Origin of the sequence: Vreelandella titanicae, from assembly GCF_014697095.1 — a bacterium.
GTDB lineage: Bacteria > Pseudomonadota > Gammaproteobacteria > Pseudomonadales > Halomonadaceae > Vreelandella > Vreelandella titanicae.
Genome location: NZ_CP059082.1, coordinates 222,388 through 235,245, shown reverse-complemented (window position 1 = coordinate 235,245; position 12,858 = coordinate 222,388). Strand labels below are relative to the sequence as shown.

11 protein-coding genes are annotated in these 12,858 nt (G+C 53.5%); 6 read left to right on the top strand and 5 right to left on the bottom strand.

The genetic code is table 11. The features are described from left to right. Positions 1-109: 109 nt before the first annotated feature. The 5 genes from leuC (at position 110) to HZS52_RS01050 (ending at position 5,211) form a co-directional block, all read left to right on the top strand. On the top strand, positions 110-1,549 hold the full coding sequence (leuC, locus tag HZS52_RS01070) for a 3-isopropylmalate dehydratase large subunit (protein ID WP_190374015.1): 1,440 nt from the start codon (positions 110-112) through the stop codon (positions 1,547-1,549). After that, positions 1,549-2,187: a 3-isopropylmalate dehydratase small subunit gene (gene leuD / locus HZS52_RS01065; RefSeq protein ID WP_159176019.1), complete on the top strand. Its 639-nt coding sequence runs from the start codon at positions 1,549-1,551 to the stop codon at positions 2,185-2,187. The genes leuC and leuD overlap by 1 nt, the downstream gene beginning before the upstream one ends. 144 nt (positions 2,188-2,331) lie before the next feature. After that, positions 2,332-3,330, top strand: a complete 999-nt coding sequence (gene dctP, locus HZS52_RS01060; RefSeq protein ID WP_022520121.1) for a TRAP transporter substrate-binding protein DctP — start codon at positions 2,332-2,334, stop codon at positions 3,328-3,330. A 61-nt stretch (positions 3,331-3,391) separates the two neighbouring features. Then, positions 3,392-3,898 (top strand): TRAP transporter small permease, encoded by a 507-nt coding sequence (locus HZS52_RS01055; RefSeq protein ID WP_138800442.1) that lies wholly within the window; start codon positions 3,392-3,394, stop codon positions 3,896-3,898. Continuing rightward, entirely contained in the window at positions 3,898-5,211 is a 1,314-nt protein-coding gene (locus tag HZS52_RS01050) for a TRAP transporter large permease (RefSeq protein ID WP_022520119.1), read from the top strand. The genes HZS52_RS01055 and HZS52_RS01050 overlap by 1 nt, the downstream gene beginning before the upstream one ends. A gap of 82 nt (positions 5,212-5,293) precedes the next feature. Here HZS52_RS01050 and zigA read toward each other — a convergent pair whose 3' ends face one another. The 5 genes from zigA to HZS52_RS01025 form a co-directional block, all read right to left on the bottom strand. Beyond that, positions 5,294-6,520 (bottom strand): zinc metallochaperone GTPase ZigA, encoded by a 1,227-nt coding sequence (zigA, locus tag HZS52_RS01045; RefSeq protein WP_190374014.1) that lies wholly within the window; start codon positions 6,518-6,520, stop codon positions 5,294-5,296. A gap of 116 nt (positions 6,521-6,636) precedes the next feature. Further along, positions 6,637-6,912 (bottom strand): TIGR03643 family protein, encoded by a 276-nt coding sequence (locus tag HZS52_RS01040; RefSeq protein ID WP_138800445.1) that lies wholly within the window; start codon positions 6,910-6,912, stop codon positions 6,637-6,639. 18 nt (positions 6,913-6,930) lie between these two features. Further along, complete coding sequence (locus HZS52_RS01035) at positions 6,931-8,304, bottom strand: PepSY-associated TM helix domain-containing protein (protein WP_190374013.1); 1,374 nt, start codon at positions 8,302-8,304, stop codon at positions 6,931-6,933. Positions 8,305-8,401: 97 nt separating this feature from the next. Beyond that, on the bottom strand, positions 8,402-9,034 hold the full coding sequence (locus HZS52_RS01030) for a class I SAM-dependent methyltransferase (protein WP_190374012.1): 633 nt from the start codon (positions 9,032-9,034) through the stop codon (positions 8,402-8,404). Between the two features lie 272 nt (positions 9,035-9,306). Further along, entirely contained in the window at positions 9,307-9,654 is a 348-nt protein-coding gene (locus HZS52_RS01025) for a helix-turn-helix domain-containing protein (RefSeq protein ID WP_022520115.1), read from the bottom strand. 513 nt (positions 9,655-10,167) lie between these two features. On the opposite strand from HZS52_RS01025, the gene HZS52_RS01020 reads away from it, so the two are divergent. Next, positions 10,168-12,513: a putative bifunctional diguanylate cyclase/phosphodiesterase gene (locus HZS52_RS01020; protein WP_190374011.1), complete on the top strand. Its 2,346-nt coding sequence runs from the start codon at positions 10,168-10,170 to the stop codon at positions 12,511-12,513. The last annotated feature ends 345 nt before the right edge of the window (positions 12,514-12,858 follow it).

The window sequence follows — 12,858 nt, the reverse complement described above, 5'->3', positions numbered from 1 at the left end:
ACAGATTTAAAATTACAAAAAATACATTTGACCTGTGTTGTGGAATTGCGCTAGTTGTATTGGGTGAGAATGATAAGTCTAACGAAGGCCGAGGCAACGAGCGACGACCATGAGTACCCCAACAACGCTGTTTGACAAAGTTTGGCGCGCCCACGAGGTTCACCGCAGTGAAAGCGGTCAGAGCCTGCTGTGGATTGACCGACACTTTGTCCACGAAGGCTCCTTCCACGCGTTCAATAAGCTGGCTGAACGCCAGTTGCCCGTTGCACGGCCCGATTTAACCTTTGGTATTGCTGACCACTACGTACCAACGCTGACTCGCGACCTGGCAGGTGTTGCCGACCCCAAAGTGCGCTCGATGATTGAGCAGCTCTCCCACAATACCCAGCGGCATGGGGTGACGCTGTTTGGTCTCGATGACCCGCGTCAGGGCATTGTTCATGTGCTAGGCCCCGAGCAGGGACTCACTCAGCCCGGCATGGTGATGGTGTGCGGCGATAGCCATACCGCCACCCATGGCGCTTTTGGCAGCATTGCCTTTGGCATTGGCGCCTCGGAAGTGGCCCACGTGCTGGCCACGCAAACCTTGTGGCAGAGCAAGCCCAAGGTGATGCGGATTAGCGTCGAGGGCCAACTCGCCGAGGGCATCACCGCCAAAGATATTGCGCTCACCTGGATTTCGCGGCTAGGCGCCGACGGCGCACGGGGTTATGCCATTGAGTACGCTGGCGAGGCGATCCGCTCGCTCTCCATGGAAGCGCGTCTCACGCTGTGTAATCTCTCCATTGAAGGCGGCGGCCGCTGCGGCATGATTGCTCCAGACCAAACCACCTTTGACTATTTGCGTGACCGCCCCTGGAGTCCGAAAGGGGGAGCCTTCGAGCAAGCCTGCACCTATTGGGCCACGCTCTACAGCGACCCAGGCGCCCGTTTTGATCTTGAAGTGACGCTGCATGCGGACGAAATCGCGCCGACGGTGACCTGGGGCGTCTCGCCCGAAGAAGCGCTGCCGATTGATCGCGCTGTGCCCGACCCTGAGAAATTGAGTGATCCCGCGAAAGCGCGCCAGGCTCGGGAGTGCTTGGCCTATATGGGCTTAACGGCGGGCCAAAAACTCACCGATATCAACATTGATCGGGTCTTTATCGGTTCTTGTACCAACGCGCGTATTGAAGATTTACGGGCCGCTGCGGCTGTCCTGGCAGGCCACAAAAGCCGCGTGCCCGGCGTGGTCTCGCCAGGCTCAACCCTGGTGAAAACCCAGGCCGAAGCCGAAGGGTTAGACCGTATCTTTATTGATGCCGGGCTTGAGTGGCGCCACTCCGGTTGCTCCATGTGCGTGGGTATGAACGGTGATTTAGTGGCCAGCGGCGAACGCTGCGCCTCGACCACCAATCGCAATTTCAAGGGCCGCCAAGGGCCTGGCGCGCGCACTCATTTGATGTCACCCGCCATGGTGGCCGCAGCGGCGGTGAGTGGGCGGCTAGCCGATGTGCGTACGTTAGCAGCGGGCGCTGATTCATCCGTTCAGGCTTCAGGAGCGCACTAATGCAACCGATTACCGTACTGGACACTCTTGGCGTTGCCCTTGCCGCGGCTAACGTGGATACCGATCAGTTGATTCCCGCGCGCTTTATGAAAGAGCCGCGCAGCGTTGGCTACGGTCAGTTTTTACTTTATGACGTTCGCCACGACGAGCAGGGCACACCGGACAAAGAGTTTATTCTTCATCGCCCTAATGCTGCCGACGCTGAAGTGATGGTCAGTCGCCGCAACTTTGGCGCGGGGTCATCGCGGGAAGCGGCAGTCTATGCACTGGTCGATTACGGCTTTCGCTGTGTGGTGGCGCCAAGCTTTGGCGATATTTTTGCTTCTAACGCCGTCAATAATGGCTTACTGCCTGCGGTGGTGGAAGAGGATGAAGCCGAGCGTTTGTTATCAGCGCTTGGCGATGCACCGGCGGCGATACACGTTGACTTAGACAAGCAGGTCGTCCGTGTCGCCGAAGTAGAAGTCAGCTTTTCAATTAGCCCGGTTTGGCGCACCAAGCTGCTTAACGGTTGGGATGATATTGATATGACCCGCCAGCATGCTGACACCATTACTGATTTCTCAGCACAGTACACGGCACAGTTCCCTTGGACAGCGGCTCAGCCGCCAGAGAGTACCCTTATCAGCAAGGGGTAGAAACGGCCTGGAAGTATATTGCTAACAACAGCACGCACGTTTGCAACAGACGTTTATAAGAAGGGTTAATAAACAGCAGCTTATAAAAACGGTTTAGAAACAAAAACGCTATAACGCAAATTATCTTGTGCAGGAGACAAACTAATGAAAAAAGTAACCCTTACCCTGGGCGTGCTAACTGCCCTGGCTTCCACTCAAGTGCTGGCCGTTGATCAAATTAACGCAGTGCATGCATTTCCCCCCTCGTTGATCTATACCCAGAGCTTTTTAGAGTTCGTCGATAAGGTGAACGAACGCGGTGAAGGTGTGGTGCAAATTAACGTACGCGGCGGCCCTGAAGTGATTGGCCTTTCCGAGCAGCCCGACGCAGTTCGCAACGGCGTGGTCGATATGGCCTACACCGCTGCGAGCTTCTACGCAGGTACCGTACCAGAGCGCGATGCCATGGTCGCCTCGAACACTAACGCTATCTACGCACGCGAAAATGGCGGCATCGACCTGCTTAATGAAATTCATCAGGAGAAGATGGGCACCTACTATCTGGGCTGGTTCGACAGCGGGGTCAGCTACAACTTCTACACCATTGATGAGCCCACCGTCGATGGCGAAGGTAACCTAAACGTTTCGGGCCTACGCCTACGCAGTAATCCGGTGTATGACGCCTTCTTCCAGGACTACCTGGGCGCTCAGCCAATCAGCCTGCCGACCACCGATGTTTACGCGGCCCTGGAGCGGGGTGTAGTGAACGCGACTGGCTGGACTCAAATTGGCCTGAAAGACCTAAATTGGGATCGTTTTCTTAACTATCGGGTTGACCCTGCCTTCTTCTCCACCGATATGGGGGTGATCGTTAACCTGGATAAGTGGAACCAGCTCAGCGAAGAGTCGCAGCAAATTCTTCAGGAAGTCGCCATTGAGCATGAGCGCGACAGCGCCGAACAACTGGCTGAATTAGCCAACGAGCAACAGGCTCAGCTTGAGGCCGATGGCATGCAGGTCATCACCCTGGAAGGCGAAGCAGCACAGCGATTCTCAGACGCTGCCCGGGATGCCACCTGGGAACGTATGCGTGGCCAGATGGAGCGCCACCCCATGGGGCTTGAGCACTACGATACGCTGATCGAAAAATTCAACGATCTATAGAAACGTAGGGGCGCCGAGTCATCAAGCGCCCCTTTGTTTAGCTTTTCTCTAGGGTTTTTTTATGCGCTACGCACAACGCGGCTATCTGCTGCTGCTCAACGGCATGGCCCTGCTGGCCGCCATCATGCTGGTTTGGCTGATGGTGGCGGTGGTGCTTTCGGTGGTGATTCGTAACTTAGGTCTTCAGCCCTCTGCATGGTTTTTTCTCTCCACCGAGTACGCCATGTTCTACCTCACTCTACTCGGGGCTCCCTGGCTGGTGCGCCAAAAAGGGCATGTGCATATTGAGCTACTGACCTCGGTGTTGCCGCCAGCAGCGCTAAATATCCTCAGCCGAGGGGTAGCGCTGCTCTGTGTCGTGGTGTGCGGCGTGCTGGCGTGGAAGGGGCTTGATCTGGTGCTGCTTAATATCGAGCGCACTGACTATGACGTGCGGGCTTTCTTTGTGCCGAAATGGATACTGACCATTGTTTTCCCCATCAGCTTTACCCTGATGGCGATCGAATTTGGCCGCTTTGTGGTGGGCCATGAAATTCTTCACAGCGGCGAAGCGGGGATTAAAGAATAATGGAATGGTACTTTGCGCTCGCTTTCCTGCTCTCGTTGATTTTGATCTTTATGGCGATTGGCACCCCCATTGCCCTGGCCTTTTTGGCCGCCAATGTGATTGGTGCCTGGCACTTTATGGGCGGCCAAACCGGCATCTTGCAGATGCTCAACAACGGTTTCGGCGCACTATCCAGTTTTAATTTGGTGCCCATCCCGCTGTTTCTGTTGATGGGCGAGCTGTTTTTCCGCACTGGTCTAGGCATGAAAATGTTCAACGCTATTGACCAGCTAATGGGCAAGGTGCCGGGGCGTTTATCTTACGTAACAGTGGTGGGTGGGACGGCTTTCTCCACTCTCAGTGGCTCCTCCATGGGCTCTACGGCATTAATGGGTTCGCTACTGGTGCCAGAAATGGAGCGGCGGGGCTATAAAAAGAAAATGGCGATTGGCCCGATTCTGGGCACTGGCGGCCTGGCGATTATTATTCCGCCTTCTGCGCTGGCAGTGTTGTTAGCAACCTTGGCAAAAGTGGATATTGGCGCGCTGCTTATTGCCGGTATCTTGCCGGGGCTAACGCTGGCGGGGTTCTATATAGCGACCATTTTTATTCAGACCAAGCTGGATCCTCAGGCCGCCCCGAATTATGAGCTTGAGCCGGTGCCGATGAGCGCGAAGCTCAAACTGATTGTGACAGATATTCTACCCATGCTCAGCGTGATGGTGATTATCGTCACGTTAATGCTGATTGGGTTTGCCACGCCGTCAGAGGCTGCAGCCTTTGGCGCGCTAGGTGTGATTATCCTGGCGTTTATTTTCCGCTGCATGACCTGGGAGGCGTTTAAACTTTCGGTCACCGGGGCATTAAAAGTCACGCTGATGGCCTACCTGATCGTGTTTGGCTCGGCTACCTTCAGTCAGTTGCTTGGTTTCTCAGGCGCTTCGGGTGGTTTGATCGGCTGGGCAACCAGCTTTGATCTGTCGCCGATTCTGATGCTCCTGGCAATGTTTGCTGTTCTACTGGTACTGGGCACCTTTATGGAGCAGATCTCTATCATGATGCTGACCGTGCCGATCTTTTTCCCGCTCGCCCAGGCGCTTGGGTTTGATTTGGTGTGGTTCGGTATCGTTGTTCTACTGGCGCTTGAAATTAGCTTCTCAACGCCGCCCTTGGGTCTTTTGTTGTTTGTCATGAAAGGGGTCGCACCGGCAGGTACTACCATGAGAGAAATATACTCGGCAGCGATTCCCTACATTCTTTGTTCGATGCTGCTGGTCGCAGTGCTGATAGTGTTTCCGGGCCTGGCGACTTGGTTGCCCAGCATGTTGCAATAGAGCGTTTAGCAAGAAAAGTGCAGGTAGTAAAAAAGAGAGAGGCTGCGGCCTCTCTTTGCGTTTAAGCGTTATTAGCTCTTACTTATTCCCAGGACGGGAATGGATCGGGCAGTTTCTTCCACGCGTTCATGCCTTGCAGTAGTTCCGCTTCGCTTATCAGGCAGCCATCCAGCGCTTCACGCATTTTATCTTGTTCCAGGTTCTGGCCGATAAAGACCAGCTCCTGGCGCATATCCCCGAACGGTTCCTGCCACTTCTCCATAATAAACTGACGCGTTTCAGGGTCTGTTGGCCAACGCTCCTCGGGAATCGCCTTCCAGAACACGCCTGCAGGGCCGTGGTGGGCGATGCCGCCTGCCTGGCTCCACTGACCGGCGGCTTGAGGGCGAGTGGCCAGCCAGAAGAAGCCTTTCGAGCGCAAAAGGCCTTTACCAAACCACTCCTGATTCAACAGATCGTGGAATTTCTGCGGATGAAAGGGGCGACGGGCATGATAAGCAAAGCTGCCAATCCCATACTCTTCGGTCTCTGGCACATGCTCTCCGCGCATCTCTTTTAGCCAGCCTGGTGCCAGCTGGGCGCGCTCGAAATTGAACTTGCCGGTATCCAGCACTTTATCGAGCGGCACGCCGCCTTGAGTGATCGGCACCAGTTCCGCGTCGGGGTTCAGCGAGTGCAGGATAGCCTTCAGCGCCTCCAACTCTTTCTCATTGATCAGGTCAGTTTTGCTAATCAGCAGCACATCACAAAACTCGATTTGATCGACCAGCAGGTCGGCGACATTGCGCTCGTCATCCTCACCTAAGCTTTCGCCCGCTTCGGCGAGGCTTTGCGCTTCGCGGTACTGTTCAAGAAAGTTGGCGCCATCAACGACGGTGACCAGCGTATCCAGCCGGGCGACGTGGGAGAGGCTCTGGCCGCTTTCATCTTCAAAAGTGAAGGTTTCCGCCACGTGCAGCGGTTCGGAAATCCCGGTGGACTCAATGACCAGGTAATCGAACTTGCCTTCCCGGGCCAACTGGCTGACTTCTTCCAGCAGGTCTTCGCGCAGGGTGCAACAGATGCAGCCATTGCTCATCTCTACTAAACGCTCTTCAGAGCGGTTCAGAGCAACATCACCATCCAGCGTCGACTCACCAGGGCCACCGCGCACCAGTGCACCGTCGATATTTACCTCGCTCATATCGTTCACAATGACCGCGACGCGGCGGCCTTCACGGTTGGCGAGAATATGATTGAGAACGGTGGTTTTACCGGCACCTAGAAAGCCCGAGAGCACCGTCACAGGCAGGGGAGAAAATGCGGTCATTGCTAGGGCACCTCTAAATGGGTTTATGTTATGTGATAATATAACAATTTAGGTGCTTAGAGGAAGATTTGTTTCAGAGGAGGTCGAGTCAGTTTTCGTACAAAGCCTAGTGGATTTCAGCGCTTATATTGCGTTGGGCAATATCCACGTAGAACATCCGGCGAGCGCAGAGCTTGGTGTTTGGTGGCGCGGCCGGTGACACGTGTGCGCCAGAGGCGAAACGAGGCGGGTTTAAGCTGGTGGCGCATCACCTCAATCACATCGGGCTCGGCAAGCCCAAACAGCGTTTCGATCGCTTCAAACGGCGTGCGGTCTTCCCAGGCCATTTCTATAACGCGTGACTGTTCGTCATCGGGTAAGCGGCGAAAGCGCTTAACGGGGGCTTTTGGCATCGTTCACCTCAAGGTATGTTATTGGTGGGTATTAAGTCTGCGGGCAGTGTAGCGCTTTTTAATAGACCAGCGCAGCGCATCAATCACGATGAAAATCGCCAGGCTTACACCCAGTACGGGCAGTGCTACGCCAAGCGTGATAGCGACGAACAGCACGCCGAGTTGGGTCGTAAGCGGAAGCATTAGCCAGGGTTCAGTCACCGTTGGGAAGCGCTGACCACTCGCCGTGCGTAGCCGCCGCCACGCCATTACGTAACCCCACACCATCAGCGTCACAAGCCCCGCGGCGATCAACGCCAGCACTATTTGATTAGCGATACCAAACAGTACGCCCATATGCAGATCAATCCCCCAGCGGGTAAGCTTGGCGGCTAGTGGGAAGGTGGTAAAGTCGGTTTGATCGGTCACAGCCATGCTTTGCGGATGCAGCGCCACCTGGTCTACCTGCGTAGGCCACTGGCGATCAATTTCCGCTACCCGCCATGCCTCCTGGGAACTGCTCGGAGGCGTTAGTTGGATGCGCGCTGCGCTAAGCCCCGCCTTACGAGCAGCGCTCAGCGCCCGGTCAAAGTCCTCTAACGTGATAGACGTGGCCACCATTGCCATATGGCCGTGATGCTCAGCATGTTCATCGGCTACCTGGCTATCGGTATCGATCAGTGCCGTTGAGGCACTTGGCGTGCCCCAGCCCCAGGCATGACGAAGTTCCGCAATATTGCTCCCTGCCCACTGTGACCAAGTGAGCCCCGTTGCCGAAAAGAACAGCAACCCGAGGGAAAGCACTACGCCTAGTGTTGCGTGGCGCTGGCGTGTGGTGTGGGCGCCTGACAGTGCTTTCAGTGTGCGGCGTTGGCGAATCCACAGCGTTATGCCACCCAGCGCGGCAAGCCAAAGCCATGAGGCAGCCAGCTCACTATAGAGACGCCCCGTCTCGCCCATTAACAGCTGGCGGTGAAAATGATCGATCGCTGTGCGCAGCGGTAAAATACCGCTGGTACCGTAAACCGTCGTATCACCGGTCACTTTCAGGGTAATGGGATCGACAAACAGCGCCCGATGTTCAGAAGGCCCCAGCCCTGGCTCGCTAAACATGAGTCGGGTGGTGTCGCCTAACGCCGGTGCAGGGCGCACCGCGCTGGGCAGGGTTGGTTCGCCCAGGTATTGCTGGGCCGTAGTGATCTGTTCGGCAAGTGAATGAGGCTCGCCCTGAGTAGCGCCATACAGGGTGTCATGGTAGAGCCACTCTTCAAGTGGTGGGCTAAGCAAGTAAGCGATACCAGACAGTGCCGCGATAAGAATAAAAGGGCCGACGAAGAGGCCAATATATAGGTGTAAGCGGCTAAGCAGGGCAAAAAGCAGCTTGCCGGTGCGGTTAGAGGAGTGGACTGTCATTGACTTGAATCCGAGTGGTATCGGTAAATTAGCCAGACAGCTTAGATAGTTTGATTAGCAATCGCTAGCCTGTGCGTAGCGGTAAAAAGTCACACGCTTAGCGGCTAGACGGATCGGGCTTGACGGCCAGGAGTGCACGGAACAGACCATTCATTAGCACCGGTTCGTCGTGGTGAATCTGAAACCCAGCTTCGCTGAGCAGTGGCTGTGCTTGGCGTGTAATGTCGGTGGCAAGTGCCGATGTGACTCCATTCAGAAGACGTCGGCCCGCGCCCACAGATTGACCGTCTGGCTGGAACTTATCCATTACGCACAGCTGCCCACCGGGTTTTAACACGCGGTACGCTTCGGCAAGCCCTCGCTGTGGATCAGGCATTACCGCAATAATCAGATGCATGATGACGGCCTCAAAGTGCTCATCGGGGTAGTTGAGCGCCTCGGCATCCATCACACTACATTCCACATCGTGGCGAAGCTCCTCGGCTCTTTTTGCCGTGCGCTTCACCATGGCCGGAGCGATATCGGTGGCGTGCAATTCGATGTCATGAGGCAGAAAAGGCAGGTCTAACCCTGTGCCAGCCCCTACCAGCAGCACCCGCATACCAGGCTCCCAATCTACTTGTCCAAGCGCAATACGCCGTGGCCTACGAAACGCACGGGCGGCGACCGCATCGTAGAAAGGTGCGTAAACGGTGTAGCGAAGGCGATTCCACGCGGTGGTGTTGAACATAACGCCCCTTTGCAGCTCAACGCTGCGATTGCTGAATGCCGGGTGTCGACTATTTACATCAGACTACCTATAGCATGAAAGCAATCATTCAACCAATAAAGCGTGCTCATGTTGGATGATTTATTTTATATGGCTAATATTATCACCTTATCAAATTTATTGTGTGGGGTTTATGAAATAGCAAACATTATAGTGATCCTTTGGTTGATTTTTTGTAGTAATTTTTGATTGGTCTTAAAGTTGTAGAGATAAGATTTTGTCATTGTGTTTGATTACCCTTTTTGTAGGCGTGTAGTTAAGCTTTCAACAATATCGATAACTAGCTGTCGATCATTTTGATTTAAAGGCTCTAAAAGCTGTTTCATTCTGCTTGACTGATCATCGATATGAAAACTGGCTTGCCCAAATAACTCAGCTGCCTCGCAGTTGAAAATTTCAGCAAGCTCTATTAAGCGCACAATGTTGGGGATCACCCGCCCGCGCTCGATGCGCGAAACGGCTTCGTTACCAACACCTAGGCGCTCAGCAACTTCCTCTTGGGTCAATTGACTGCGAACCCGCTGTTTGGCAATTGCCCGGCCGATACTGCCTGCAAGCCGTTTCTGTTCTGTTTTATTCACAATGTCCTCCATTAGACCTAGATGGTTGAGGAACGACCTATTGACATGAAGGACTGTTTAGGTTGAATATCATCTTCTAAGGTTGATTTGGATGCCTTTAGTTACTTTTTGTTTCGTTTGGTTACGCCGTGAAATGTGTAATTAAGGGGTAATGATTTAATTGGGTAGCCAAAAAAAATAAAAAGCATAGGTGTGATAGGTGGAAATGCCCGAAGCTATAAAGCATATAACTGAGGGCAGCTTTAGTAGTGTAAGTTATCAATATGTTTTCAGTGTTAATGTTCAAGTTGCTTTGGTTGGTTGTTTGAAGGTTGTTTAAAAGCTTATGAAAGAAGATTGTGAGGTGTTGAATGTTGGGTGGTTTTTCTTTTGTAAGCTTTAGGCGTTTATAAACTTTAGTCGTTGATCGGTTACCGAATGGCGTTTATGCGGCGGATCGGTGCGTTTTTTTAAATACTGTTCAGCAAGAGCGGGAGAGAAGCTTGATGTGTAAATCCGAAGGCGCTTAATAACATGCTCCCTACTTCTGCACCAGAGATTTTTCGACAGTTGGCGGATAAGTTGACCTGCGTCAGTGAAGAGGGCTTTTTTCAACACCTTGTGCGATCCCTGACGGGTATCCTTGGCGTTGATCATGCCGTTGTTGAATATGTCGATAGCCGCCAGGGCACTGTGAGCACATTGGCAGCGTGGTCTCAGGGTGAGTTCATTGAGACAGCTCCGTATTCACTACAAAGCACGCCATGCCAACAGGTCGCGGAACACTCACGGTTGTTTGTGCCTGCTTCTGCTCGTCAGCAGTTCCCGGATGATCAGCGGCTGGACTCCCTGAGCGTTGAGGGGTATTTGGGTATCTCCATCGCAGCGCCTGGTGGCGGCTTTTTGGGGGCTATTGCGCTAATGCACTCATCCGTCCTGGAGCTTCCTTCTTATGCCGATGAAGTGTTACGTATCTCTGCGGCGTTGGCTGGCGCAGAGTTGGCGCGTCAGTTAGCAGAAAGCCAAACGCGCGAACGTCTGTTATATAAACAGCAGGCGTTGCAGCGCATTGGTCGACACAACACCGCCCTGATCAACACCATTAATGAGCAGCAACGCTTTCAACACGCCGTTGTTAGCTTGGCAACTGCGGTCTCAGCTGAGAATGGCGAAGCGTTTCTGCGCCGGCTAACCGCCCATATGGCCGAAGCGTTATCCGCTGAAGTGGGGTTTATAGCGCTACTGGACGAGCAGGATTCCGATATCGCGCATACCTTAACGCTGTATGTAAATGGTCAGTGCCAGGATAATTTTGCTTATTATCTTCCCGGCGTTCCTTGCCATAAGGTAATGGTGGAGCAAGAGTGTATCGTTCACGAGGGTGCCGCCATTAGGCTGCCTGCTGAAACCAACGGGGCGCTTTCGTGGGTAAACGGCTATGTTGGGCGGCGGCTGGATGATAGCCATGGTCAGCCGATGGGGCTTATTGGCGTCATGTTTAAGAAGCCGCTGGACGATGTGGATGTTGTGCGCAATGTCTTGCAGATATTTGCTGCGCGGGCCGCTTCAGAGCTTGAACGCCAACAAGACGAAGTGCGCATTCGCCAATTGGCTTTTTCTGATTCGGGGACTCAATTGCCCAACCGTGCTGCCTTTATGCTCCACTTAGAGCGAGTGGTCGCCGATACGCAGACCACTGAATTGGCGCTATTGCTACTGGATCTTAATCATTTCAAAGAGATCAATGATACCGCTGGGCATGACCTGGGCGATTTAGTCCTAAAGGCCGTGGCCGAGCGCTTTGCAGCTTCGTTGACGGAGGGACAGTATTTAGCACGCTTAGCTGGTGATGAGTTTGTGGTGGTTTGCCCTGGTGTTGAGGCAAGCAGCGCGTTAGCCACAGCTCAGCAATTGTGCGACAGTATCGCGCAACCGTTTATTGTTGAGCAACACTCCTTTGAGCTTTCTGTGGGAATCGGTCTGGCGCTATATCCTCAGCATGCGGCAATGCCATTAGAGCTGTTGAAACACGCCGACATTGCCATGCATCAAGCCAAGCGGCAAAAGCTTCCCGTATGTGTATTTGAACCCTGGATGGGGCGCGTTGTGGCTGAACAGTTGCATATCGCCAAACGCCTGGCGTCCGCCATTGCCGAAAAACAGCTGAGCCTGCACTTTCAGCCCCAGGTAGATTTGCACACCGGCCAGTTAATTGGCGCTGAGGCGCTGTGTCGGTGGCACGATGAGGAACTGGGTGACGTTTCACCGGGTAAATTTATTCCTATTGCCGAGGAGCGCGGCATGATTGTCGCGCTCGGCAGTTGGGTGATAGAGGAAGCCTGCAGGCAACTTGCCGCATGGCGAGAGCAGGGGCGCTCTATGCCTGGCCAGTTAGCGATTAATATTGCCGCCCAGCAGTTTGAAGAGGATGATTTGGTGACTGGCCTGCTCGGTTGCTGTGTCGACTTTGGCGTTGAGGCGTCACAACTTAGCCTGGAAATTACCGAAAGCGGTATCATGGAGAATCCTGAAAAAGCGATTGCTATGACCGAAGTGTTAAAGAGCAAAGGGTTAGGGCTTTCCATTGATGACTTTGGCACCGGGTATTCGTCGCTTGCCTACCTAAAGCGCTTCGCCGCCGATAAAATTAAAATCGATATCTCCTTCGTCCGCGATATGCTCACCAGCGACAACGACCGTGTCATTGTGGCAACGATCATTGCCATGGCAAACACGCTGGGCCTTGAAACCATTGCGGAAGGGATTGAGAACCAAAACCAGATTAACGCATTGCTTGCAATGGGCTGTGCCCAGGGCCAAGGCTACTACTTTGATCGGCCATTGGCAGCTAAAGAGTTTGCCCAGCGCTGGCTGCGCTAGGTAAGTAGGTCGTTTTTGCATTGAGCGTTTTTGAAGGGCGCCCACCAAACTGCTATCTATAATAGACAATAAGCTTAAGGTAGCGCCTGTTCTCCCGGTTCAACGAATCGAGCCCATTCTAATTTTAGCCTCAACCCTTTCAAAAAGCCCGGTTAGTCGGGGTGCCAAGTAGTCTAGACTCATGCTATACCTAAAACGTAACCTCATCTTCACATACGCTCGAGGTGCGCGCTTTAGGATGGTGAGAAAATCAAAAGGACGCATTTAGCTGATCGAATGGACTCTTTCGTATGTCGATTCGGCAAGTAAGCGAATTTGAATTTAGTCAAAGGATTGTACAGGAGC